Below are 25,229 nucleotides of genomic sequence, written 5' to 3'. Positions count from 1 at the left end.
AATGCATCAGATCAGTTCCGGACGAGGTCGCTGGCCTGAATACGGCCCACATTGCCCAGAAGCTGGCCGATAAGGCTCACGCCCTTGATATTCGTTTCGGTCACTCGGCGCGACAATTCGATCACGCGGCCATCTTCAAGTCCGTAACGACCGATATTCTGCACCGTGCCGTTTTCCGAGAAGTTGATCGCGACGACCTGGCGTTCGATCTCTGTCGGTTCTTTAGGGCCGTAATGTTCGAACCGGCTCTGCACATAGAACCAGCCCAGGTCATTCAGCAGACCCTGGGCCGAGGGGCGACCGATTTTTGTCGCCACCGTGTCGCGGGTATCGACGCCCACCTGGACCTTCGCCAGTTCGGTATCATCGGGAACATAGCCGTGATTGCGATAGACTTTCGCACAGGCCGCGACCATGAGCAGAAGCCCCAGGGCCGCCATACGCAGCGCCATTCCAGTCCTGCCTGCCATTCCTGCCCCGTTGCTCTGCCCGAATTCTCTGCGATAAGGTCGATAACCGCCCGTCCCGGCCGGCAATACCCTCTTGCGCCCTGAGATAGCAGAAGGATCGCCCTTTGTTCAAGGCAGCACTCTCCGACCTCACCGGGACACCACCCGGGATTGCCGGTTCGGGGTACCGGCCCGCGATCTGTGCCGCGACAGGGTCCGGGAAGATCTGATCCGAAGACCGCGCCCTGAGGAAGGGCATAAGACCGCAGTAAATTCAGGCAAAGTGACACCTATGGCAGCCAAGACCCCCAATCCGCCCGCCCCCGCAGCCGCCGAAGGCCGCGACAGCACTGCACCGGTTCTGCGCGCGGCCACGCTTTCGCATCGCAAGCCCACGCGCTTTCGCTGGCGCCCGGACGCGGCGGGGCGGGCCGAACTCGCCCGGAGCCTCGATCTGCCACGAATCGACCGCTTTACCTTTGTCGGCGAGATCCTGCCGGAAGGCCGCGCCGATTTCCGTCTGGTCGCCAGAATGGAGGCCGATGTGACCCAGTCCTGTGTCGTCACCCTCGCCCCCGTCCCCGCGAAGATCGACGAAGAGGTCAGGCGCAGCTTCCTCTCAGACTGGACGCCCCCCGAGGCCGAGGAATTCGAGATCCCCGAAGGCGACAGTGAAGAGGCGCTTCCCGAAGTGCTCGACATTGCCGATGTCGCCCGTGAGGCGCTGGCGCTGGCGCTGCCGCCCTGGCCGCGCTCCGAAGGAGCAGAGCTTGGCGAGACGGTCTTTGCGCCCCCCGGCGAGACGCCCCTGACACAAGAGGCCCTGAAACCTTTTGCCGGGCTTGCGGGTCTTCTGAAAAAAGGCGACAAGCCCGATGGTGCACAGGAATCGTGATCGCAGGTCGCTGTCGGCCTTCGTGACCGGTACCAGAGAGCACATATCGGGCTAAGGTCAGGATCGCAGCGGAATAGGGGTTGAACCTCCGCCGAAAGCGAGTATTTTCCGCGCCTCATTCAAGCTGTGAAACAGCAATGGTTTTCTATTGTCCAAACGGTCCCTGTGACCCTGAGGGCATGGTCTCGCCAGCGCTGTGTCACAAGGAAAACCAGGCCCGCTGGCAACAGAAGGCCCTATAGAAATCAGGGGCTTGTCCCCGCTAGCCAAGCCCCGAGGTTGTGACATGGCCGTCCCTCAGAACCGAGTTACCAAATCCCGCCGCAACATGCGCCGCGCTCATGACGCGCTGGTTGCTGCGAATCCGAACGAATGCAACAACTGCGGCGAGCTGAAGCGCCCGCACCATGTCTGCCCGTCCTGCGGCCACTACGATTCGAAAGAAGTCGTGGCTGTGGCACGCGAAGTCGATATCGACGAAGACGCGGCATAAGCCTGCCCAGGGCAGCGGCATCCCAGCATGAAGAGCGTGAAAGACACCTCGCCTGCCGGCACTGCTGCCCGCGTTATCATATCTGCGGATGCTATGGGCGGTGACCAGGGCCCGGCGGTTTTTGTCGCCGGCCTTGCCGATTCCATCGCCCGGAATCCTGATCTCTTCGTCATCCTTCATGGCGACGAGGCGCAGCTCTCTGCCCTGGTTGCAAAGACCCCGGTCCTCGCAGGCCGGGTTGAACTGCGTCACGCGACCGAAGTGGTGACGATGGAGGACAAGCCCGCCCAGGTGATGCGCCATGGCCAGAACACCTCGATGTGGGCGGCGATTGACTGCGTCAGGAATGGCGAGGCGGGGGCCGCGGTCTCCTGCGGCAATACCGGCGCACTGATGGCGGTGTCGATGATCCGGCTGCGCAAGCTGCCGGGGATCAATCGCCCTGCGATTGCCTGCCTCTGGCCCTCGCGCAATCCCGGCGGCTTTAACGTGATGCTGGATGTCGGCGCCGATGTGAAGGCAGAGCCCTCGGATCTTTTGCAATATGCGGTGATGGGATCGGCCTATGCCTCGCTTGGTCTGTCGATCCAGCGCCCGCGTGTTGGCCTGCTGAATGTCGGCACCGAAGACCACAAGGGCCGGGCCGAGCTGAAAGAAGCCAATGAGATCCTTGCCGCCCATGCGGCTTCGGGCGGCTTCACCCATGTCGGTTTTGTCGAAGGCAATGAAATCCCCGGCGCCCGCGCTGACGTGATCGTGACCGATGGCTTTACCGGCAATGTCGCGCTGAAAACCGGCGAAGGCACCGCAAAACTGGTGGTCGAACGCCTGCGCGAAGCCTTTACCGCCGGTTTCTTCGCGAAAATCGCGGCACTGCTGGCGATGCGCTCGCTCAGACGGTTTCAGAAGAATATCGACCCGCGCCGCGTCAATGGCGGCGTCTTCCTCGGGCTGAAAGGCACCGTGGTCAAATCGCATGGCGGATCCGATGCGACCGGCATTTCGGCGGCCATCGGGCTGGCGCGGCGCCTCGCGCTCAGCGGGCTGACCGAACGGATCGCGGCCCGGCTTGCATCTATCGAAACAGCGCGTCAGGATGGTGCGTCTGAGGAAACGGGGCCAGAGGGGTCACCGGAGGGATCTTCCGGTGCAGCCGGAACCGGTCCCGCGAAAGAGGGCGGTTCATCCGTATGACTTTGCGTGCAGTCGTCAGGGGCGTAGGGCATTACCTGCCCGAGCGGGTAGTTCCGAATTCCGAATTCGAAAAACTGGTCGAGACCTCTGACGAATGGATTCGCTCGCGCTCGGGGATCGAGCGCCGCCATTTCGCGGCTGAAGGTCAGATGACCTCGGATCTGGCCTGCAAAGCGGCCGAGGCCGCCCTGGCCCAGGCCGGAATGACCGCCGATGACATCGACGCGATAGTCGTCGCCACCTCGACCCCTGACCTGACCTTCCCTTCGGTTGCGACCATGGTGCAGGGCCGGCTCGGCATGACAAAGGGATTCGCCTTTGACGTGCAGGCGGTCTGCGCCGGTTTCGTCTTCGCGCTCTCGAATGCCAATGCGCTGATCGTGTCGGGCCAGGCGAAACGCGCGCTGGTGATCGGGGCCGAGACCTTCTCGCGGCTGATGGACTGGACCGATCGCGGCACCTGTGTGCTGTTCGGCGACGGCGCCGGCGCGCTGGTTCTTGAGGCCGTCGAAGGCCAGGGAGACAATGCGGATCGCGGCATCCTCGCCACCGACCTGAATTCCGACGGTCGCTTCCGCGATCTGCTTTACGTCGATGGCGGCACCTCGACCGGCACCACCGGGCATCTGCGGATGGAAGGCAAGGAAGTCTTCCGTCATGCTGTCGAGAAACTGGCCGAGACCGCACATGCCTCGCTCGACAAGCTGGGGCTGACGGGCGACGATGTCGACTGGATCGTGCCGCATCAGGCCAATATCCGCATCATCGAATCGACCGCGAAACGGATGAAGGTTCCGATGGAGCGGGTGGTCGTCACCGTGCAGGATCACGGCAATACGTCGGCCGCATCGATTCCCCTCGCCATGTCGGTCGGCCATGCGCGTGGCCAGATCAAACAGGGTGACCTGCTGGTCGCCGAGGCAATCGGCGGCGGTCTTGCCTGGGGTTCGGTCGTTCTGCGCTGGTAATTCCAGCCGGTTTTCGCCGGAAACGCGGCCTGAAGCCTGCGGCACAAGTCTTTGATATTGACAAAGCAATTCCGGACTCGCCATCCTTGCGAGGTCAATCCCGGGGGGGACCTTGAGACATGAGTGAGAAAACGCTTACACGGATGGATCTGACCGAAGCGGTGTTCCGCGAAGTCGGGCTGAGCCGCAACGAATCTGCCGACCTGGTTGAAACCGTGCTGCAGCATGTCTCTGACGCGCTGGTTGCCGGCGAGACCGTCAAGATTTCGTCTTTCGGCACCTTCTCGGTACGGGCGAAAACGGCGCGGGTCGGCCGCAACCCAAAGACCGGCGACGAGGTTCCGATCTCGCCCCGGCGGGTGCTGACCTTCCGTCCCTCGCATCTGATGAAAGATCGCGTGGCGGCCGGCTCCGGAAGCTGAAGGCCCGCGTGCCCTTGCTGCACTGTGATCTGCGGCCCGGCTCATGCCCGCCGCAGTTCCGCCTGGCAGGGCAAAGACTATCAAAAGCGGCCGGAGCGGTTCAGACGCTGCGGCCATGATGAGGCAGGAGCGTCCGATGGACAAATCTCCCGACGCCTTCCGGACCATCTCGGAAGTCGCCGAGGTGCTGGATACCCCGGCCCATGTGCTGCGCTTCTGGGAAACGCGGTTCCCGCAGATTCGTCCGGTGAAACGGGCGGGCGGGCGGCGCTATTACCGCCCCTCTGATCTGGCATTGCTGGCCGGGATAAGGCGGCTTTTGCATGAAGAGGGCATGACGATCCGTGGCGTGCAGAAGATCCTGCGCGAACAGGGGGTGCGCCATGTCGCCGGCCTGACCGATGAGACCAGCGCCGAGGAAGAGGCGCTGATTTCTGCGATGTCGGTCAAAACCACCCGGCGCGGCGCCGAGGTGACCAGGCTGACCCCGCGCGAGGCCAATGAGGCCAGTATCGAAGCGCTTGAGAGCGAAGCGCATGACGCACAGACGCGCAATGCCGGGCCTGATTCTGACACAGGTGATCTTTCCGCAGGCGAGACCACCGGAACCGTCATCGCCTTCCCCGGCGAGCCGTCCCGCGAAGCGCCCCCGGACTCCGATCTGCCGGAAACCAGCCCACAATCCACAGAGCCGCCCGTGAAAGAGCCTGCCTTGTCTGCCTTCGATCCGCGTCAGTCGATGTTCCCGGGCTTTGAACCGCCCCATGATCCGGACGAATCTCTGGTAATGACCACAGCGGAAGAGACAGAAGAGGAAGAGGCGCAGCTCCACAATCCCGATGATCTGTCTGCCCGGCCCGACGCTCAGTTTCCTGCCGGGGCCGGGGCGGATGCGGATCTGGCCGATCATGAAGAGGCGCCTTTCGCCTTTGATATCGGCCCCGAAGATGACCTCGCCGCAGAAACGGCAAGCATCACTGCCTTCCCGATTCCCGAGGCGGACCGCGTGACAGTCGCAGAGTCGGATCGTCTGGCTGAACAAAGCGCGGATGCAGCGCGCGAAACGGATGCCACCGGCGCTGCCGGACCAGAGCCAGCAGATACACTGACCGGAAACCCCAGCGAAACACCCGCCTTCCGTCCGCAGACACTCGCAGCACGGCTGCGGGCGCTGCCACCGGGAAGCCTGTCTGCGCGCAATGATTCCCTTCGCGCCCTTTCACGGCGCATCACCGCGCTCCGTCAGAGGCTTTCCGAAGCGCAAAAGCACGGCGGCTGAGCCTTGCCCTCTGCGGCGCCTGCGCCTGCGAAAGAGCCCGGAAGAAAATGACGAGGACGGCGCTGCTTTGTGCTTGAACCTGCGTGGGAAATCGTTATTCAGGCGCCAGTGTCGGGCCGTAGCGCAGCCTGGTTTAGCGCGTCCGTCTGGGGGGCGGGAGGTCGTGAGTTCGAATCTCACCGGCCCGACCATCGAAAAACCGCCCGCCTGCTTTTGCAGCGCGGGCGGTTTTCATTTGCGGCATACCGGGGCGGGAGTTTCGGATAAATAGCCGGACGGCAACGGATCGGACGAAAGGAAGCACAGCATGGCAAAGAGCGGCGTCCTGCCCGATCACGCAATCCGCGTATTGATGGCTGACGGGGCCATTGCAGCAACCAGCCCGATCCTTGATGCCCAGGTGCAGCCAGCGAGCCTCGACCTGCGGCTCGGGCGGTATGCCTGGCGGGTGCGGGCTTCGTTCCTCGCCGGCCGAGGCCGCCGCGTCAGCGCGCGGCTTGAGGAATTTGCGATGCATCGCATCGACCTCAGCGAAGGCGCCGTGCTGGAAAAGGGCTGCGTCTATCTGATCGAACTGGCCGAAAGCCTCGCTTTGCCCAAAGGAATCACTGCGGTCGCCAATGCCAAAAGCTCGACCGGGCGGCTGGATCTGCTGACCCGCACCATCACCGATGGCGGCACCGAATTTGACCGGATCCCCGAAGCTTACAGCGGCCCGCTTTATGCCGAGGTCTGCCCACGCTCCTTCTCGGTCCTCGTGCGCGAGGGCCAGCGCCTGAACCAGATCCGGTTTCGTGCGGGCGAAGCCCGCCTCTCGGATGCCGATCTTGTGAAGCTGCATCATGAGGTGCCGCTGGTCGATGGCACACCTGTGATTTCCGAAGGCCTCGGCTTTTCCGTCGATCTGCGCCCGACCGAGGGCACCCTGGCCGGTTACCGCGCCAAGCCCCATACCGGGGTGATCGACCTCGACCGCATCGCCCATTACCCGGCGCGCGATTTCTGGGAAGAGGTCCATAGCGAAGACGGCAGCATTATCCTCGACCCCGGCGCGTTTTATATCCTCGTCTCGCGCGAGGCCGTGACGATCCCGCCCGATCATGCCGCCGAAATGGCGCCCTACCTGGCGATGGTGGGCGAGTTCCGCGTACATTATGCGGGCTTTTTCGACCCCGGTTTCGGCCATGATGCCGCTGGCGGCCATGGCTCGCGTGGCGTGCTGGAAGTCCGCTGCCACGAAGCCCCCTTCGTGCTGGAACATGGCCAGGTGGTGGGGCGGCTGGTTTATGAGCGGATGTCGTCGCCGCCCGGTCGGATCTACGGTGCCGATCTGAAATCGAACTACCAGGGTCAGGGCCTGAAACTGGCGAAACAGTTCCGCTGACGGGGCCACCCTGCCCCCATTCCCCGCTTGCGATTCTCCGGCGTCGGACCTATGGCAAAGCCATGACCCAGCCCCAACGCCTCCTCATCATCGATTTCGGTTCGCAAGTCACCCAGCTGATCGCGCGGCGCCTGCGCGAGCTGAATGTCTATTGCGAAATCCACCCCTATCAGCGCGTCTCTGACGCCTTTCTGACAGAATTCGCGCCCCAGGCGGTGATCCTGTCGGGCGGGCCGGATTCGGTGACCCGTGAGGGCAGCCCCCGCGCACCGGAAAGCCTGTGGACTGCCGGCGTGCCGGTCCTGGGCATCTGTTACGGCCAGCAGACCATGATGCAACAGCTGGGCGGGCTGGTGGAATCGGGTCATGGCACCGCTGAATTCGGCCGCGCCTTTGTGACCCGCAAAGGCGCCGATCTCGAGATCCTCGACGGCTGGTTCCAGGCTGGTGACGAACAGGTCTGGATGAGCCATGGCGACCATGTGTCGCAGATCGCTCCGGGCTTTGAGGTCTATGGCACCTCGCCCAATGCGCCTTTTGCGATCACCGCCGATCCCTCGCGCCGCTTCTTTGCCGTGCAGTTCCATCCCGAAGTGCATCACACCCCCAAGGGTGCGAAGCTTTACGAGAATTTCGTGCGGCTTGCGGGCTTTACCGGCGACTGGACCATGGCCGGCTACCGCGAGGAAGCCATCGCGAAGATCCGCGAACAGGTCGGCGACAAACAGGTGATCTGCGGGTTGTCGGGCGGCGTTGACAGCTCTGTCGCGGCAATCCTGATCCATGAGGCGATCGGCGACCAGCTGACCTGCGTCTTTGTCGATCACGGCCTCCTGCGGAAAAACGAGGCGGCGGAAGTCGTCAAAATGTTCCGCGACAATTACAAGATCAGGCTGATCGCGGCGGATGAATCCGACCTCTTCCTCGGCGAGCTTGAAGGCGTGTCCGACCCGGAAACCAAGCGCAAGATAATCGGCAGGCTCTTCATCGACGTGTTCCAGAAATACGCGAACCAGATCGAAGGCGCCGAGTTCCTCGCCCAGGGCACCCTCTATCCCGATGTGATTGAATCGGTCTCCTTCAGCGGCGGGCCTTCGGTCACGATCAAATCGCACCATAATGTCGGCGGCCTGCCGGAAAAGATGGGCCTGAAACTGGTGGAGCCGCTGCGCGAGCTCTTCAAGGACGAGGTCCGTGCCCTTGGCCGCGAGCTTGGCCTGCCGGCGTCCTTCATCGGCCGCCACCCCTTCCCCGGCCCGGGCCTTGCGATCCGCTGCCCTGGCGAGATCACCCGCGAGAAACTCGCCATCCTGCGCGAGGCCGATGCGGTCTATATCGACCAGATCCGCAAACACGGGCTCTATGACGAGATCTGGCAGGCTTTCGCGGCGATCCTGCCGATGAAAACCGTGGGCGTGATGGGTGACGGGCGCACCTATGATTTCGCGGTCTCAATCCGCGCGGTGACGAGCGTAGACGGCATGACCGCCGACACATACCCCTTCACCCATGAGTTCTTGGGCGAAACGATGACGCGGATCATCAACGAGGTGAAAGGCGTCAACCGGGTGTTCTACGACCTGACCTCGAAACCGCCGGGCACCATCGAGCTGGAATAATGCAGGCCCAACCGAACGCCGCCGAAACTACGCTATTGTACGACGCAAGCCACTGAAAATTAAAATAATTTCGTCCTGTTTCGATCGGCAGCTATCGGTGGGTAGAGTTTGGCGTTATCGGTCCGCCTGACGGACCTCGGGCATATTGCTTAGCCGCATTTTTGAAAGTACCGTCACGGGCAATGAGGCTTGTGACGGTACTTTTCTCTCTTTAACACATTGAAATTAATGGAGAAAACGTGTCGCAAAGCCTCGAATTTGTGCTGACGGTACTTTTCAGGAGGCAGTAGAGATGCTGACAGATGCCGCCACTAAGGCATTGAAAAAAGAGAAAATTTACAAAGTCGCCGACCGCGACGGCATGTATGCTCGCGTCATGCCAAGCGGCGCGATCTCGTTTCGACTAGACTACCGGCTCAACGGCCGTCGGGAGACTGTCTATCTGGGCAGGTATGGGCGCGATGGTATCTCGCTTGCCCGGGCTCGAGAGAAGTGCATCGATGCGAGGCGCGCAGTAGCAGAAGGACGATTGCCTGCGATCGAGAAGCAGCGCGACAAGCGCCGATTGAAAGAAGCGAAGAGTTTTGGAGAGTTCGGGGAGAAGTGGCTCACGGTAGCGCCGATGGCGGACAGCACGCGTGCCATGCGGCGTTCCATTTTCGAACGGGAGCTTTTACCCGTCTGGCGCAATCGTCTCGGCTCCCTGACGACGATGCGGTGATCTCAGACAGGAAGGTGGCCCTGAAAAACGATAATTGCGCCTCTCGCATGTCCGGATGCCAGCCGATTGTAACGCCCCGCATCACCCGGTGGATGCGGGTTTATCAGCGAGACCAGGCCCGGCATCGCCCTGACGCTGTCCCGCATGATCGAACCACCAGCACATCATATCGGACGGGGCGCGGTGCGGGTCGTCTCCGGACCCGGTGGACAGACGCTCTGCCCGCTCACAGGTCAGCCCGGCGATCAGCATGGTACCGGTCGCACCATGCCCAAGATGCGCCGAGATGACCCGGTCGATCAGCCAGGGGTTCAGCTCGCTTTCATCTGCGCAATCCGGATTGGCGATGATCTCGGCCAGCCGATCGCGTTTCGCATTTTCACTGGCGATGATCCGCGCGACCTCGCTGCGAAAGGCACCCTCGGTGGCGATATAGGCGTCCAGCGCCGGAAGCAATTTCTGCGCAGGTTTCTTCAGCCTGAGATGGCCACCGGTATAAAGCGCCTTCAGAACCTTTGCCCCGACAGGCGAAGTCATCGCAACATGGGCATCCAGAAAGGCCAGCTCTTTGTCATCGGCGTGCAGCCGCGTTGACAGGGGCCGCCCGTCGAGCACCGCCCTTCGCAGCATCGCCAGTGCCGGTGTGCGATGGATATTCGGGATCATGTCGATCACCGAAAGGGCAGGTTTCATAAGCGCCCGGATTTCCCAAAGCATGGTCAGTTCCCCTTCTTGATCGCGAGACTGCTATGTAGCGCGTTCAGTCGGACCAGGTCCACCCGGACCACGGCGCGTCAGCCCGAGGGGCGCCCTTAACGGGCGATAAGCTGCAAGTATCTGACCGCGCCGGGTCGGGTGGAAAAAACATGCCGGGTCTGCAATGCGAGGCTTGCATTGGTCCCGGGTGACAGACATGCAGGCAGGTGTGAAACATGTCTCAGATCAGATCCCGCCCGCCCTGAGCGGCCCTGCCCTGAATGGCCCAGGCCTGAGCGATCCGGCACTGGCTGCTCTCGGCTGGTCTGCCTTCTTTTCTGATCAATTCGGCGAGGCGGATGCAGGGCTGGTGCCGATGCGGGTTGCAACCGTCCACCGCGCCAGGATGACGGCGCAATCTGTCGCGGGCCCTGTCCGGCTTACCCTACCGCCCCGCGCCAATACCGCAGATTATGCGGTGGGCGACTGGATCCTGACAGAGGGCGAAAGCAGGATGCTGGTGCGCAGGCTCGACCGGCAGACCCTTCTGCAACGGCGCAGCGACGGCGGCGGTGTGCCGCAGCTGATCGCCGCGAATGTCGATACCCTGTTCATCGTCACCTCCTGCAATGACGATTTCAGCCCGGCGCGGCTGGAACGCTATCTTGCCGTCGCGAATGAGGCCGGAACCACACCGGTCATCGTGTTGTCCAAGGCCGATAAGATCGCGGATCCGGGCGCGTTTCGCGATCAGGCCGTCGCATTGCAGCGCGGATTGCAGGCGGTCTGGCTGGATGCAACATCGCCCGATGCGGCCCGGGTGCTTGCGCCATGGCTTGGCACCGGTCAGACGGTGGCCCTGGTCGGATCGTCCGGGGTGGGTAAGTCATCCCTGCTGAACACGCTTGCGGAAAAAACCGGCGAGGATGCGCAGCTGACGGGCAGCATCCGCGAGGATGACGCTAAGGGGCGGCACACTACGACTTCGCGCTCGCTGCATGCGATTGCCGGCGGGGCGATGGTGATCGACACGCCAGGCATCCGGTCGCTTTATGTCAGCGATCTGTCCACCGGACTGGATCAGCTGTTTGCCGAAATCGCAGAGCTTACCCCCGAATGCCGCTTTCGCGACTGCACCCATGGCCATGAGCCGGGTTGCGCGGTGCTGGCCGCCGTCAAGGCCGGAACGCTCGACCCCGCCCGCCTGGATCGCTGGCGCAAGCTGCATGAAGAGAACCTCGCAAATACCCCGGTTCTGACCGGCCCCCGCGGCAACAAAACCGCGCGCCCGGGCGGCAAGCGCCGCTGAAACCCCCGCCGGCCGGCGCAGATCCCAGGCGCACAAGAGGCTGGACTGGCCCACCAGCACCGCACCGCTTACGGAGAGGCTGATCTGCCAGAGATTCTGCCAGCACAGTCATCGGAAATGACGGGCCATCGACAAGAAAGCCAGGGGCGGAAGAGGTCATTGGCATGGTCTGTTCCCGGAGCCACAGGCAGCGCAGGGCATACCACCGGCCTGTCGGTTCACGCGCCGGCAAAAGCAGGGACCTGAGCGCCGGTCATAATAGCATGACCCGCCCTGATCCGGAGCCTAATCCGTCAGTTCAGTGCTTCACGCGATCATTTCGGACAGGGATTGTGAAATGGTGCCCCCAGAGAGATTTGAACTCCCGACCTTCGGTTTACAAAACCGCTGCACTACCGCTGTGCTATAGGGGCCACAGGGCGATGATGTAGCAACTCCCGCCCGCCGGTGCAAGACGGAGCGCTGTCTGCGAACCGGTGGTTTAAGCCGAATCTGGTTGATGGGTGCAGGTTTGCCGGAGGCGACGCGCCCTCCGCTGGTCGCAGTGATCTGCGCAAGCGCCGCGCGGGCCAGCACCGATACGCCCACCGGCGCGGGCAGTGGCCGGCTCTGCGGTGGCGTCCTGACGGCGCAACGACCGGCCTGCGGCAGCAGAGGCGCCCCTTCCGCCTCCCCTGTTGCGCCGCCGGATCCGGCCGGCCGGGTCGGGTTTCGCGCTTTGACCGACACGGCCTGTAGAGATGGATCGGGAAGCATGGCCCGGCGCATTTTGGGGCAATTCCTCACAAACGCCTTAAGACAAACGCATTTGCCACAGGCTGTCGTGCTGTATATGGGAAGAAAGCAGGCCGTCCGACTGGCGCGGGCGGCGAGGATGGCAGCGGGAGCCCCGATCCGAATCATGCGCATTGTCTACCACTTGGGTGCGCATTGCACCGATGAGGAGCGGCTTATCCGTTGCCTGCTGAAGAATCGGTCGGTTCTGGCGGAACAGGGGATCCATGTGCCGGCGCCGACGCGCTACCGGCGGCTCCTGCGCGATACGGCGGTGCAGCTGCGCGGCGCACCGGCCAGTGTCGAGACCCAGGCGCTGGTGATCGGACAGATCATGGATGATGACACGGCCGGGCGGCTGATCCTCAGCTGGGACAGTTTCCTTGCCTTTCCGCAATGGGCGCTGCGCGGCCGGCTTTATGGTTTTGCCGGGGAACGCATTCGGGCCTTTACCCAGATCTTCCCTCATATCGAGGCCGAGTTCTTTCTCGCGATCCGCAATCCCGCCACCTGGCTGCCCGCGCTTTACGAAAAGCAAAGGAACAGCCGCAGCTATGAGGAATTCGTCGAGGGCACCGATATCAGCCAGCTGCGCTGGTCGGATGTGGTCAGCCAGATCATCGCCGAAAACCCCGGGGCGCCGCTGACGATCTGGTGCGACGAAGACACGCCGCTGATCTGGCCGGAAGTGTTGCAGGCGGTGGGCGGCTTCAGCGATGACACCCGGCTGGAGGAGACTGACGAGCTTTTGTCGCTGATCATGGCCGGGGACGGTCTGACGCGGCTGCGCAATTATCTCGCAAGCCACCCGCCGGCTTCGGTCAGCCAGCGCCGCCGGGTGGTTTCGGCCTTTCTCGACAAATTCGCGATGTCCGAGCGGATCACTATGGAATTCGCCATGCCCGGCTGGACGCAGGAAACGGTCGACCGGCTCACCCGGACCTATCTCGAAGATATCGAAGTGATCCGCGACATGCCCGGCGTCACACTGATCAGCCCCTGAGCGGACGCGCCTGACCAGGCCCGGCCATCTCTTGCCCGATCAAAGCAGACCGTCGGCAATCGCGTGCCGGTGTCATGGCGCAAGCCAGCTGCAGGCTTGACCGGGGCGACACCTGCAGCGCCAGATCCGAGACACTGCTCTCCCTTTACTCCGGGGGAGCGACGGACGTATATTTGCACCCCCTGACAGAGGGATAGTGGAGCGCGATGAGGCAAATGAGGCAATCCAGGGCCAGATCCGAGGGCGGGGCGGCACTTCTCTGGGCGCTCACCCTGGTCACGGCCGGGCCATCGGTTGCCGCCGCGCCTTGGCCTTTCGAAGGGGTCTGGGATTGCGAGGTGGGGACCTTCACCTTTACTGGCAGCGATTATGACAGCGGTGAAGCGCCGATGCCCATCGTCGATATCGCCCCCGAGGGCGATACATTCACCCTGACCTTCGAGGATGATTACCAGCTCTCGCTGGCGATGAACCCCGATGGCACCATGACTTGGTTTTCCCCGGTCAGTGGTGACAGCTTTCTGTGCCGCCGCACGCCTTAGCCGCCTCTCCCGGATCCTGCGGCACAGAAGCGCCGCGCCGCATTTGCCGGAGGAGCGCTTTTCTTCCCCGCGCGGCACCGCTATTCCTTGCAGGGAACCGACCAAAGCAGGGAGTGCAAGATGAGTTCGGAAATCAAACGCTACGGCGTGGGCGCGCGTATGTCCGAGGGCGTGTCTTATAATGGCATCATCTGGCTCGCGGGCCAGGTCGGGAACCCCGGCGACTCGGTTGCGGATCAGACCCGCACCTGCCTTGCCGAAGTGGACCGGATCCTTGCGGCTGCAGGCACTGACAAGACCCGTATCCTGTCGACCCAGATCTGGCTCGCCGATATGGTGGATTTCGCCGAGATGAATGCGGTCTGGGATGCCTGGGTGCCGCAGGGCAATACCCCGGCGCGCGCCACCGGCGAGGCCAAGCTCGCGACGCCGGATTACCGCGTCGAGGTCATCGTGACCGCTGCGCTGAAGTAAGCAAAAGAAGAAGGGGGGCTGTCTGCCCCCCTTCACCCCCAGAGGATATTTGGGGACAGATGAATAAGGCTCAGGTTTTCAGGAAGGCCATGAGGCTGGCGGTGGAGCCGTCTTTGCCCTCGGTGGTTTCTTTGCCTTCGAGCACCGGTTGCAGCGCGAGGGCGAGTTCCTTGCCAAGCTCGACCCCCCATTGATCATAGGAATTGATCCCGAGGATCACGCCTTCGACAAAGACGCGATGTTCATAGAGCGCGATGATCTGGCCGAGGACGAAAGGGGTGAGCCTGTCATAGGCGAGCGTTGTCGTTGGGCGGTTGCCTGGGAAGACACGGTGGCGGGCCTGGCGTTCCAGTTCCTCTCCGGTCAGACCTTTTTTCGCCATGATGGCGCGGGCCTCGTCGAGGGAGCGGCCGCGCAGCAGCGCCTCGGATTGCGCGAGGCAATTGGCGACGAGCAACAGGTGCTGATGCGCGAGGTCCGGCTCATGGCCGTGGCGGCCGACGAGGAATTCGCAGGGGACGACGCGGGTGCCCTGGTGGATCAGCTGGTAAAAGGCGTGCTGGCCATTGGTGCCGGGCTCGCCCCAGACCACGGGGCCAGAGTTGATGCCGAGCGATGTGCCATCGAGCGCCACCGATTTGCCATTTGATTCCATCTCGAGCTGCTGGAGATAGGCGGGCAGCCGCGAGAGGCGTTGTTCATAGGGCAGCACAGCGCGGGTGGCATAGTCGCAGAGCTGGTTGTGCCAGATGCCCACCAGCGCCAGCAGCACCGGGATATTGTCGGCGAAGGGGGTTTCGAGGAAGTGATTGTCCATCGCGCGGCCGCCGGCGAGGAACTGATCGAAATCCTGAGGCCCGATTGCCAGCATCAATGCGAGGCCGATCGGCCCCCACATCGAATAGCGCCCACCGACCCAGTCCGCGAAACCGAACACACGTTCGGGCGCGATGCCATAAGCGGCGGTTTTGTCACCAGCGGTCGAAACGGCGGCAAATTGCGCGGCCGGGTCTTTGACCACGCGGCCCATCCAGGCCTTTGCGGTATCCGCATTGGTCATGGTCTCGATGGTGGTGAAGGTCTTGGAGGCGACGATCACCAGCGTGGTTTCCGGGTTCAGCCCGGCCAGCGTGTCATGGATATGCGCGCCATCTACGTTCGAGACGAAATGCGTGCGCGGCCCGTCAGCATTGGGGACCAGCGCCAGCGCGGCCATGGCCGGGCCGAGGTCAGAGCCGCCGATGCCGATATTGACGACATCGGTGATCTTGCCGCCCTGCCCCTGAAAGGCCCCCGAGCGCAGCGCGTTGGCGAATGCCGCCATACGTTTGCGGGTTGCGGTGATTTCGGGGATCACATCCTGGCCGTCGACCAGGATCCGGTGTTCCTCGCCGGCGCGCAGCGCGACGTGGAGCACCGCCCTGCCCTCGGTCTCATTGATCTTCTTGCCGGAAAACATCGCGGCGCGCCTGTCGGCGACGCCCGAAGCCGTGGCCAGCGCCAGCAGGAGATCGCGGCCCCCGGCGTCGATATTGGTCTTTGACCAGTCGAACAAAAGCCCGTCGGCCTCCGCAGAAAAGCCAGCCGCCCGCGCCGGATCCGCATCGAACAATGAGAGGATCCGGCGCTCTGCCACTTTCGCATGATGCGCTTTCAGCGCCTGCCACTTATCCATTTTCTGCCCTTCCGGTCTTTGCGTCATTCGGCCCAATGCACCTCGGCGTGATCCAGCACAGCCCGGACCGGCGCCTCGGTTGCAGGCAGGCCTGCCGCCTTTTCAATCGCTTCCCGCTTTGCCTCACCGGTGATCAGCACATGGATATGCATGGCTGCGCTCAGAACCGGCGCGGTCAGGGTGACGCGGGGTTCCACCGCCGCATCCGAACGCATCGGCATCAGCAAAGGCGCATCCGGGGCCAGAGCCTCGGCCAGACGGTCGGCACCCGGGAAAAGTGATGCCGTATGCATATCGCTCCCCATGCCGAGAAGCAGCACCGAGATCGGCAGAGCCGGCGCGAGAGTGGCCTCCAGCGCTGGAATGCCCTCTTCCGGCGTGTCGGTCGCGGTGTAAAGCGGGATCAGTTTCGCCCTGGCGGCACGGCCCTGCAGCAGGCGTTCGCGCAAAAGCCTGGTGTTAGAGCGGTCGGAATGTTCCGGCACCCAGCGTTCGTCATTCAGCACAACCGAGATCAGCCCCCAGTCGAGATCAACGCCCGAGAGGATATCAAAGACCGGCCCCGGCGAGGTGCCGCCCGGCACCGAAAATGTCGCGCGGCCGTCGCGCCGGATGAATTCCCCCAGTTGCGAGGCGATACGGTCCGCGAGTTGCAGATGCAGGAAATCGCGGTCGGGATAGGCGTTGAAATTCATGCCCCCATCCCCCGCCAGCGCCGCCCGTCCCGATGCATCAGCATCAGCGCATCCTCCGGACCTGAGGTGCCGGGATCATAGGTCTGGGGCCGGTCGCCGCGCGTCTCCCAGCCCTGGATGATCGGATCGGTCCAGGCCCAGGCTGCCTCGACCTCATCGCCGCGCATGAAGAGGGTCTGATTGCCACGGATCACATCCATGACCAGCCGTTCATAGGCGTCAGGCACGTCTTCGAGGCTGTCTTTCAGCGCATCGGCAAAGGACATATCCAGCGGCACCTGGGTCAGGCGCATACCGCCCGGCCCCGGCTCTTTGATCATCACCTTGAGGTTCATCCCCTCATCGGGCTGCAGCCGGATCACCAGCACATTGTCGCGCCAGCCGGCGTGATCGTCGAAGATCGAATGCGGCGGCTCCTTAAAGGTGATGGCAATCTCGCTTTCGCGCGCCCGCAGGCGCTTGCCGGTGCGCAGGTAAAAGGGTGTCCCCTTCCAGCGCCAGTTCGAGATATTCACCTTGAGCGCGATATAGCTTTCGGTGCGGCTTGCCGGGTTTTCCGCATGTTCCAGATAGCCCGCCTCGCCGCCACCGGCGAGATACTGGCCGCGCACGATATCTTCGGGCAGCACCGGATCCAGCGCGCGGATCACCTTGAGCTTTTCATCACGCACCGCGTCAGGATCAAAATGATAGGGCGGCTCCATCGCGATCAGGCACAGAAGCTGCATGATATGGTTTTGCACCATATCGCGCATCGCGCCGGATGTGTCGTAATAGGCGCCGCGCCCGTCCACGCTGACGGTTTCCGCCACCGTGATCTGCACATGGTCGACATATTCCGACTTCCACAGGGGCTCGAACAGAATATTGGCAAAGCGCACCGCCATCAGATTCTGCACGGTTTCCTTGCCGAGGTAATGATCGATCCGGTAGATCTGGCGTTCCTCGAAATGCCGGGCCAGCGCGGCGTTCAGCGCTTTGGCCGAGGCCAGATCGCGGCCGAAGGGTTTTTCCACCACGATCCGCGCATCTGGGCCCGCGATGTCATTGCTGGTCAGACGTTCGGCAATCGCGCCAAAGAGCGAGGGCGCCACCGAGAAATAGAAGGCCTGAACCACATCGGGGCGGATCAGCGCCTTGAGGTCCTTCCAGCCGCGTTCGCCCGTCGCATCGATAGCGACATAGCCAAGCCGGTCCAGAAACCCCCTGATCGCCGCCTCGTCGCGTTTCGCCTCGGGGACGAATTCGGCTATGGCACCGGCGACGAAATCGCGAAACTCTGCCTCGGTCAGATCGGCGCGCGCAGCACCGATCACGCGGGCTTCGGGCAGGATCTGCCCCGCCAGCCAGCGCAGATAAAGGCCAGGAAGGATCTTCCTGCGGGCAAGGTCACCCGTACCACCGAAGATCACAAGATCGAAAATCTCGACCGGAATGACGCGCGAAGCCATGGAATCCCTGTCTTTACTGATCACGGTCCGGTGCGGTTGCCATCACGGCTTCGCAGGACCGTTAGCGCTAACGATACGATGCCAGCCTTCTATCGGCCCGACAATGCCATGTCTAGCACCGGATTGGGCTCTGGCAAATGCCGGCTTTGCCGCCCGCTCATTCCAGCCGGTCCGGAAAACCTTCGGCGCGCAAATCCGTGGCAAGCAGTTCTTCGAGCAGTTTCACGATCTGGGTCGATTGCGCCTGGCCGCCAAAGGCCGCGCGCCCGCGCAGGAAGGTCTGGTTGACCTGCGAGGCCAGATCCAGCGGCACGCCGAATTCGCGGCCAAAGCCGATGGCGAATCCCAGATCCTTCAGCGCCAGATCCATCGAGAAACCGACATCGTAACTGCCGTTCAGGATCAGCTGGCCCTCGGTTTCATGCACGAAAGAACTGCCCGATGAGGCCGCAATCGCCTCCCAGGCGGTTTTCAGGTCAAGCCCGCCGCGTTTGGCCAGCATCAATGCCTCGCCATCGGCGACGAGATGGATGAAGGCCAGCATATTGGTGATCACCTTGATCACCGCCGCAGAGCCAAGCGGCCCCATATGGAAAATCTTGCCGCCGATAACCTCGAGCGCCGGGAAATGCAGATCGTAAAGATCGCGGTCCCCCCCGGCGAGGACGGTGATCTCGCCTTTCGCCGCCAGATGGACACCACCGGTCACCGGCGCCTCCATCATCCGGACGCCCGCACTGCGCGCGAGCCCCGCAAGCCGCAGCACATCATCGCGCCCGAGCGTCGAATTCTCGATCCAGCTCGATCCGGGTTTCATGAAAGGCAGCATCTGCGCCAGCACGGTTTCCGAAGCCTGGGGCGAGGGCAGACAGGTGAAAACATGGTCAACCTGTTGCGCGAGTTCCTCCAGCGAGCCGACACGGTCGCCGCCTTTGCCGCAAAGCCGGTCAACGGCAGCCGGATCGCGGTCCCAGACCGTGACATCGAACCCTGCCCTGAGCAGGCTTGCCGCCAGGTGACCGCCGAGATTGCCCAGACCAACATAGCCATAGCGCATGGCCGCTCCTCCGGATGATGAAAAGGCGGGGGAAACGCCCCCCGCCAGACCACAGTCAACGCCTCTGCCCCGGGACATTCAAGGGCTGTCCGCTGCACATCTGCTATGCGCCCCCGGAAGAGTTGCGTCCGGGGGAAGGCGCGGCGCCTCGTTCAGGCACCCCAGCCGACCACGCCCTTGATTTCACAGAAATCATGGATGCCCCAATCGGCATATTCGCGCCCGTTGCCGGATTGTTTATAGCCCCCAAAGGGCGCGAAAGTGTCCCAGTCCGGGTAGTTGAGGTTCACCGTCCCGGCCCGCAACCGCCGCGCAATCGGTTTGGCCTCTTCAACGGGGCCTGCGATATAGGCGGCAAGGCCATAGGGCGTGTCATTCGCCATCCGGACCGCATCGTCGATACTGTCATAGGGCAGGATCGCCAGCACCGGCCCGAAGATTTCCTCGCGCGAGATGGTCATCTCATTGGTGACATCGCCGAAGATGGTCGGCTGCACATACCAGCCGCGATTGACGCCCTGAGGCCGCCCGGTACCACCGCTGATCAGCGTCGCGCCCTCATCGATGCCGGCCTGGATCAGGCGCTGCACCTTGTCATATTGCAGTTTCGAGATCAGCGGCCCCATCGTGGTCGCGGCATCGGTTGTCGCCCCGATCACCACTTCATCAGCGGCCTCTTTCGCGGCGGCATAGGCGGCCGCTGTCGCGGCACGCGGCACGAACATCCGCGTCGGTGCATCGCAGCTTTGCCCGGTATTGGCGAAACAGCCCGCCACACCCGCCTTCACCGCCTCATGGATATCGGCGGAAGGCAGGATGATATTCGGGCTTTTGCCGCCCAGTTCCTGCGCGACACGTTTGACCGTCGGCGCGGCAGCGGCAGCAATCGCGGTGCCCGCCCGGGTCGATCCGGTGAAGCTCACCATATCCACTTCGGGATGCGAGGACATCCGCGCGCCGACCACCGGCCCTACGCCATTCACGAGGTTGAAGACCCCTGCCGGGACCCCGGCCTCATGGCAGACTTCCGCGAACAAGAGCCCGGAAAGCGGCGCGATTTCCGAGGGCTTCAGCACCATGGTGCAGCCCGCGATCAGCGCCGGCGCCACCTTGCAGGCGATCTGGTTCATCGGCCAGTTCCAGGGCGTGATCAGGGCACAGACACCGATCCCCTCCATCACGATCCGGGTATCGCCGCGCATATATTCCCAGACCATCTCTTCCGCGGCTTTGATGGTCGATTCGATATGAACCTGCCCCGCCCAGGCCTGAGCGCCGCGCGCCCATTCAATCGGCGCGCCCATCTCAGTCGACATCGCCTGGGCAAAATCCTCATAGCGGGAATTATAGACCTCGAGGATCTTCTTCACGAGCGCGATGCGCTCTTCCACCGGCACCACAGTCCAGGCGTCAAAGGCCGCCCGCGCTGCCAGAATCGCCCGATCCGCATCCGCCTCGGTGCCAAGCGCGATATCCCCGACGATTTCCTCGGTCGCCGGGTTTTCGACCCCGGCTTTCGTGCCCCCGGGCAGCGGATCTACCCAGCCGCCATTGATATAGAATTGCCCCAGATGCTTTGAAAGCGCCATATCATCCTCCAGTCATTACAATCGCGGTGCCCTGGCAGCGCCGCCTTTTGGCGCAGCTTGCGGTGGATTACCCCCAGGCGCAAGCTCAGCCACCCTGCATATTGAACCGCACCCGCATGGCGGCGTCGATCTGCGGATCATTCCGGCAACCGGCTTTGGCAGGAAACTCTTACGTCCTCACCATCGCCCCGCCGGCATCTGCCGCAAACTCCGATCTGACCCCAGATAATGTCCCGGCCCGCCCATAAAGACCTCTTTCATCGCCTCCTTCGAAGCGCTGTCCGGCGCCTCATCAATGCCCCTCACAAGCTGCAAGTCCTCGCCAAGAAAGCCCGGCCAGGGAAATGGTGACCGCCGTCTTCCAGACCCTCTGCCTGTCGGGGAACCTGCTTCCCGGGATCACCGATACGGCCCCGCCGGGCAGGTGGTAAAACCGCTGCATCTGCGCGCTGGCCGCACTCAGTATCAGCAGATGCACGCCTCCCTCACCTCGCCGCTTTCTTTCGCGAATTGCGGCACTGCCACAGCGAAGCGGGCCAAGCCGGAGACAAACAGCTTCGCCCGCCGCAACCATAGGCCAGATCGCAAACACATCGCCGACATGGTCCATATCAAAGACCGGGGTGCCGGCCTGTTTCGGCGTGCCGGAACGACTGGCGCAAAGCGTATCCGGATCGACACCATGCACCACAAAACCCGCGATCCCTGAATGTATGTTGGTCCCAAAGGGATAATGGTCATGTTTCGGAACGCGCGCCTTCAGCGTTAAAGGGGGTGCCATCTGCGCCAACATTTCTTCGATCAGCGCGCGCGGGCATCAGATGCCACCATTTTCGCTCTGGATCTCCGCGGCCCTGAACAGGACCGTGACGCCCCAAGACGGCGTATTTGACAGATCGATCATCACCAGCGCCCGAGAGGCACGGCGCGGTGGATCATCTCCATCCTGGCACCTTTATGTGGCTTCTGCTGGTCCTCCTTTCACCCGGGCCGGATCGGGCGCATATCCTTCCGGCAAAGGCGCCGCCCCCAGGTGACAACCTTCAACTCGAGCGTGCTGAGCGGAAACCGGCATCCGCGCAGGCCCGATTTCATTCCCGCGCCGCGCCTCGCAAAAGCAGCCTGTCGATCTCATCCCCCGAGGCCGTGGCGCTGAGCGGCGCAAAGCTTCCCTCACCCAGCATCGCGGCCGTTGCGTCGCGGATCGCGGCATGGGTCAGCCGCGCGATCTGGCTGCCGGTCGAGATCCGCCGCACTCCCATGGCGGCAAGCTCTGCCACCGTCATCGCCTTCAGCGGCCCCGCCGCCAGCGCATTGACCGGCGCCCTGACCGCCGCAAGAACCTGCGCAAGCTCTGCCCGACCTGGTGGCACCGGCAAATACAAAAGATCCGCGCCCGCCAGTTCAAAGGCCTGCAAACGGCGGATCCCCTCACCCAGATCATAGGCCCCGTTCATCACCCCGTCGGCGCGCGCGCAGAACACGAAAGGCCGGCCAAGGGCGCGGGATGCGGCAACTCCTGCCCGCACCCGCTCCACCGCAAGCCCGAACTCACAGGCCGGGTTGCCCGCAACCATCCGGGTATCCTCAACCGAAATTCCCGAAAGTCCGACCTCTGCGGCCAGCCGCACGGTTTCGGCCACCACCTCCGGCGCATCGCCGAAACCGTTCTCAAAATCGCCCGAAACCGGCAGATCGGTGGCAGAGATCAGATCCGCCGCATGGGCCAGCGCCTCATCGCGGCTGACGCCCCCCATATCCGGCCGCCCGAGCGTAAAGGCATGCGCCGCCGACGACGTCGCCAGCGCCTTTGCTCCCAAAGCCGCCATCATCCGCGCCGATCCCCGGTCCCAGGGATTGGGAATCACAAAACACCCCGAAAGGTGCAAATCCGCAAAATCCTGATGCCGCTCTGCCAGCTTCATTCATCTGTCCTTAAATATCCTCGGGGGGTTCGGGGGGCAGAAAGCCCCCCGTCCCGGCCCGTCACATACGAATACGCTCCGATTTCGGGTCATACATCGGCGCAAGGCTCGCGACGGCCTTATGCCGCACCCCCGCCACCTCGATCTCATAGGCCGAGCCCAGCACATCCGCCTCGCTCTGCCCCTTGCAGGGCACATAGCCCATGCCGATCGCACCGCCCAAAGCATGACCGTAATTTGCCGATGTCACCGGGCCGACAATCTCGCCGTCGCGCACGATCGCCTCATTATGGAACAGGGACACCATCGGATTCTCCAGCCTGAACTGCACCATCCGCCGCGCCACGCCTTCGGCTTCGACCCGCAGCACCGCGTCACGCCCGATGAACTCCGGCTTTTTGGTGCGCACGGCAAAGCCAAGCCCGGCCTCCAGCACGTGATCCTCGTCAGTGATGTCATGGCCCCAGTGGCGGTAGCCCTTTTCGATCCGACAGGAATCCAGCGCATGCAGCCCGCAAAGCTTAAGCCCCAGATCCGCCCCCGCGGCCTCAAGCGCCTCGAAGACATGCGCGGTCTGGTCAGCTGACACATAAAGCTCCCAGCCGAGCTCGCCGACATAGGTCACCCGATGCGCCCGGGCGAGCCCGTAGCCGACCTCGATCTCGCGCATGGTCGCGAAAGGATGCGCCGCGTTCGAGAAATCATTCGGACTGATTTTTTGCATCAGGTCACGCGATTTTGGCCCCATCACGCAGAGCACCGATTCCGCTGCGGTCACATCGGTGATCACCACGAATTCATCGCCGAGATGGCGGCGCAGCCAGGCCAGATCCCGCTGCAAAGTGGCCCCCGGCACCACCAGCATGAATGCGCGCTCCGACAGCCGCGTCACGGTCAGATCGCTCTCGATGCCGCCCTTCTGGTTCAGCATCTGGGTATAGACGATACGACCCGCCGCCACATCCATCTGCCCCGCACAAACGCGGTTCAGGAAGGTCACCGCATCGCGCCCCTCGACCCGGATCTTGCCGAAAGACGACATATCGAACAGGCCGATATTCTCGCGCACCGCCATATGCTCGGCCTTCTGGTTCTCAAACCAGTTCTGCCGCCCCCAGGCGTAGCGGTATTCCCGTTCCTGACCCTCCTTCGCGAACCAGTTCGCCCGCTCCCAGCCCGCAACCTCCCCAAAAACGGCACCGCGCGCCTTCAGGTGTTCATGCAGGGGCGTGCGGCGCACACCCCGCGCCGTGACCACCTGGCGGTAGGGATAGTGATCGGCATAAAGCAGCCCAAGGGTCTCGGTCACCCGATCCTTCAGATAACGGCGGTTCTTCTGGAACGGCTGTGCCCGGCGGATATCGACATCCCAGAGATCGAAAGGAGCCTCACCGGTGGTGATCCACTCTGCCAGCGCCATGCCAGCGCCGCCCGAAGACACGATCCCCACCGAATTATAGCCTGCCGCCACCCAATAACCGCCCAGCTCCGGCGCGGGGCCAAGGTAATAGCGGTCATCGGGGGTAAAGCTTTCAGGACCATTAAAGAAAGTGTGGATGCCAGCAGTCTGGAACATCGGCATCCGGTTCGCCGCATCCTCAAGGATCGGTGCGAAATGATCCCAGTCTTCGGGAAGCGTATCAAACTCGAAATCCTCGCGGATCCCCGCCATCCCCCAGGGCTTTGCCACCGGCTCGAACGCGCCGACCATCATCTTGCCGGCATCGGTCTTGTAATAGGCGCATTCATCCGGCACCCGCAAAACCGGCATATCGGTGAGCCCCGCCACCGGCTCCGTCAGCAGGTAGAAATGCTCACAGGCATGCAGCGGCAGCGTGACCCCCGACTGCGCCGCGAGGTCACGCCCCCACATGCCGCCGCAATTGATCACCACATCTGCCGCGATATGGCCCGGGCCCTCCGGCCCCTCGTAATCGACGCCCGTGACCTGGCGCTTGCCGCCCGCTGCCGGCCCCTCTGTCACACCAGTGACCTTGACGCCCTCAACAATCTTCGCGCCCCGCATCCGCGCGCCTTTGGCCAGTGCCATCGCGATATTGGCCGGATCACATTGGCCATCGCCCGGCAGATGCACGCCGCCGATCACACCATCGGTGTTAAGATGCGGATACATCGCTTTGATTTCAGAAGGAGAAATCTCGGTCACATCCACACCGAAGATCCGCGCTACTGTCGCCTGGCGCAAAATCTCCTGCATCCGGTCGGCGGTCAGCGCCACCGTCATCGACCCAACCCGTTTCAGGCCCGTCGCAACGCCGGTCTCTTCCTCCAGCCTGCCATAAAGATCCGCCGAATATTTCGCGAGCCGCGTCATATTCTGATTGGCGCGCAGCTGCCCGATCAGCCCCGCCGCATGCCAGGTGGTGCCAGAGGTCAGCTTGCGCCGCTCCAGCAGAACCACATCCGTCCAGCCCGCTTTCGCCAGGTGATAGGCCACCGAGCAGCCCGAAATGCCGCCCCCGATCACCACTGCCCGCGCCGTTTTCGGAACATCGACCACGATGTTACCCTTTCATCTGTCTGTAAATATCCCGGGTATGCCCCGGATCAGCGCCACCGGATCAAGCAATCCGGTGGCATGGGGCAGCGCCCCG

At 63.0% G+C, this 25,229-nt stretch carries 22 protein-coding genes, 2 tRNA genes and 1 pseudogene; 15 read left to right on the top strand and 10 right to left on the bottom strand.

Annotated elements, in window-relative coordinates:
- Positions 1–11: 11 nt before the first annotated feature.
- Positions 12–470, bottom strand: a complete 459-nt coding sequence (locus BLW25_RS05150; protein ID WP_249495334.1) for an outer membrane protein assembly factor BamE — start codon at positions 468–470, stop codon at positions 12–14.
- A gap of 271 nt (positions 471–741) precedes the next feature.
- On the opposite strand from BLW25_RS05150, the gene BLW25_RS05145 reads away from it, so the two are divergent.
- From BLW25_RS05145 to BLW25_RS05100, 10 genes and pseudogenes are all read left to right on the top strand, one after another.
- Positions 742–1,344, top strand: coding sequence for a YceD family protein (locus BLW25_RS05145; protein ID WP_092896990.1), 603 nt, complete (start codon positions 742–744; stop codon positions 1,342–1,344).
- Between the two features lie 286 nt (positions 1,345–1,630).
- Positions 1,631–1,837 carry a 50S ribosomal protein L32 gene (rpmF, locus tag BLW25_RS05140; RefSeq protein WP_092896987.1) on the top strand — a complete coding sequence of 69 codons (207 nt, stop codon included), beginning with the start codon at positions 1,631–1,633 and terminating at the stop codon, positions 1,835–1,837.
- A gap of 27 nt (positions 1,838–1,864) precedes the next feature.
- On the top strand, positions 1,865–3,031 hold the full coding sequence (plsX, locus tag BLW25_RS05135; RefSeq protein ID WP_092896984.1) for a phosphate acyltransferase PlsX: 1,167 nt from the start codon (positions 1,865–1,867) through the stop codon (positions 3,029–3,031).
- Complete coding sequence (locus tag BLW25_RS05130; RefSeq protein ID WP_092896982.1) at positions 3,028–3,999, top strand: beta-ketoacyl-ACP synthase III; 972 nt, start codon at positions 3,028–3,030, stop codon at positions 3,997–3,999. The genes plsX and BLW25_RS05130 overlap by 4 nt, the downstream gene beginning before the upstream one ends.
- Positions 4,000–4,118: 119 nt before the next feature.
- Positions 4,119–4,421: an integration host factor subunit alpha gene (gene ihfA, locus BLW25_RS05125; protein WP_092896980.1), complete on the top strand. Its 303-nt coding sequence runs from the start codon at positions 4,119–4,121 to the stop codon at positions 4,419–4,421.
- Between the two features lie 136 nt (positions 4,422–4,557).
- The gene (locus BLW25_RS24890) at positions 4,558–5,700 is read left to right on the top strand and encodes a MerR family transcriptional regulator (RefSeq protein WP_253188213.1); all 1,143 of its coding nucleotides are present in this window, start codon (positions 4,558–4,560) and stop codon (positions 5,698–5,700) included.
- Positions 5,701–5,812: 112 nt separating this feature from the next.
- Positions 5,813–5,891: transfer RNA gene (locus BLW25_RS05115), tRNA-Pro, on the top strand.
- A 116-nt stretch (positions 5,892–6,007) separates the two neighbouring features.
- A complete protein-coding gene (locus BLW25_RS05110; protein WP_092896977.1) occupies positions 6,008–7,084 on the top strand; it encodes a 2'-deoxycytidine 5'-triphosphate deaminase in 1,077 nt (358 codons plus the stop codon).
- Between the two features lie 62 nt (positions 7,085–7,146).
- Positions 7,147–8,703: a glutamine-hydrolyzing GMP synthase gene (gene guaA / locus BLW25_RS05105; RefSeq protein ID WP_092896974.1), complete on the top strand. Its 1,557-nt coding sequence runs from the start codon at positions 7,147–7,149 to the stop codon at positions 8,701–8,703.
- A gap of 292 nt (positions 8,704–8,995) precedes the next feature.
- Positions 8,996–9,400: pseudogene (locus BLW25_RS05100) on the top strand (Arm DNA-binding domain-containing protein); the annotation flags it as partial.
- 105 nt (positions 9,401–9,505) lie between these two features.
- Here the strand turns inward: BLW25_RS05100 and BLW25_RS05095 are convergent.
- Positions 9,506–10,117 carry a hypothetical protein gene (locus BLW25_RS05095; RefSeq protein WP_143040445.1) on the bottom strand — a complete coding sequence of 204 codons (612 nt, stop codon included), beginning with the start codon at positions 10,115–10,117 and terminating at the stop codon, positions 9,506–9,508.
- 220 nt (positions 10,118–10,337) lie between these two features.
- Between BLW25_RS05095 and rsgA the strand changes: the two genes are divergently transcribed.
- Complete coding sequence (gene rsgA / locus BLW25_RS05090; protein WP_092896965.1) at positions 10,338–11,429, top strand: ribosome small subunit-dependent GTPase A; 1,092 nt, start codon at positions 10,338–10,340, stop codon at positions 11,427–11,429.
- Between the two features lie 338 nt (positions 11,430–11,767).
- On the opposite strand, the gene BLW25_RS05085 is transcribed toward rsgA, so the two are convergent.
- A tRNA-Thr gene (locus BLW25_RS05085) sits at positions 11,768–11,842 on the bottom strand.
- Between the two features lie 488 nt (positions 11,843–12,330).
- Here BLW25_RS05085 and BLW25_RS05080 point away from each other — a divergent pair.
- The 3 genes from BLW25_RS05080 to BLW25_RS05070 all read left to right on the top strand — a co-directional run bounded on the left by BLW25_RS05080 (position 12,331) and on the right by BLW25_RS05070 (position 14,222).
- Complete coding sequence (locus tag BLW25_RS05080) at positions 12,331–13,206, top strand: hypothetical protein (RefSeq protein WP_092896962.1); 876 nt, start codon at positions 12,331–12,333, stop codon at positions 13,204–13,206.
- 215 nt (positions 13,207–13,421) lie between these two features.
- The gene (locus tag BLW25_RS05075; protein WP_092896960.1) at positions 13,422–13,748 is read left to right on the top strand and encodes a hypothetical protein; all 327 of its coding nucleotides are present in this window, start codon (positions 13,422–13,424) and stop codon (positions 13,746–13,748) included.
- A gap of 120 nt (positions 13,749–13,868) precedes the next feature.
- Positions 13,869–14,222: a RidA family protein gene (locus tag BLW25_RS05070; protein ID WP_092896957.1), complete on the top strand. Its 354-nt coding sequence runs from the start codon at positions 13,869–13,871 to the stop codon at positions 14,220–14,222.
- Positions 14,223–14,292: 70 nt separating this feature from the next.
- Here BLW25_RS05070 and pgi read toward each other — a convergent pair whose 3' ends face one another.
- The 5 genes from pgi to BLW25_RS05045 form a co-directional block, all read right to left on the bottom strand.
- Positions 14,293–15,897: a glucose-6-phosphate isomerase gene (gene pgi / locus BLW25_RS05065; protein ID WP_092896954.1), complete on the bottom strand. Its 1,605-nt coding sequence runs from the start codon at positions 15,895–15,897 to the stop codon at positions 14,293–14,295.
- A gap of 23 nt (positions 15,898–15,920) precedes the next feature.
- Positions 15,921–16,592, bottom strand: coding sequence for a 6-phosphogluconolactonase (pgl, locus tag BLW25_RS05060; RefSeq protein ID WP_092896951.1), 672 nt, complete (start codon positions 16,590–16,592; stop codon positions 15,921–15,923).
- Entirely contained in the window at positions 16,589–18,043 is a 1,455-nt protein-coding gene (gene zwf, locus BLW25_RS05055; protein ID WP_092896948.1) for a glucose-6-phosphate dehydrogenase, read from the bottom strand. Before zwf ends, pgl begins: the two co-directional genes overlap by 4 nt.
- Positions 18,044–18,200: 157 nt before the next feature.
- Positions 18,201–19,100 (bottom strand): NAD(P)-dependent oxidoreductase, encoded by a 900-nt coding sequence (locus BLW25_RS05050; RefSeq protein ID WP_092896946.1) that lies wholly within the window; start codon positions 19,098–19,100, stop codon positions 18,201–18,203.
- A gap of 152 nt (positions 19,101–19,252) precedes the next feature.
- A complete protein-coding gene (locus BLW25_RS05045) occupies positions 19,253–20,689 on the bottom strand; it encodes an aldehyde dehydrogenase family protein (RefSeq protein ID WP_092896944.1) in 1,437 nt (478 codons plus the stop codon).
- 424 nt (positions 20,690–21,113) lie between these two features.
- Between BLW25_RS05045 and BLW25_RS23885 the strand changes: the two genes are divergently transcribed.
- Entirely contained in the window at positions 21,114–21,398 is a 285-nt protein-coding gene (locus BLW25_RS23885; protein ID WP_143040444.1) for a hypothetical protein, read from the top strand.
- 382 nt (positions 21,399–21,780) lie between these two features.
- Here BLW25_RS23885 and BLW25_RS05035 read toward each other — a convergent pair whose 3' ends face one another.
- Positions 21,781–22,614 carry an isocitrate lyase/PEP mutase family protein gene (locus tag BLW25_RS05035; protein WP_092896940.1) on the bottom strand — a complete coding sequence of 278 codons (834 nt, stop codon included), beginning with the start codon at positions 22,612–22,614 and terminating at the stop codon, positions 21,781–21,783.
- A gap of 61 nt (positions 22,615–22,675) precedes the next feature.
- Positions 22,676–25,135, bottom strand: a complete 2,460-nt coding sequence (locus BLW25_RS05030) for a GcvT family protein (RefSeq protein WP_171909480.1) — start codon at positions 25,133–25,135, stop codon at positions 22,676–22,678.
- Positions 25,136–25,229: the final 94 nt, after the last annotated feature.

It is taken from the genome of Rhodobacter sp. 24-YEA-8 (assembly GCF_900105075.1).
Lineage (GTDB): Bacteria > Pseudomonadota > Alphaproteobacteria > Rhodobacterales > Rhodobacteraceae > Pseudogemmobacter.
Note: the sequence above shows the minus strand (reverse complement) of the source record. Positions and strands in the feature narration are given on the sequence as shown.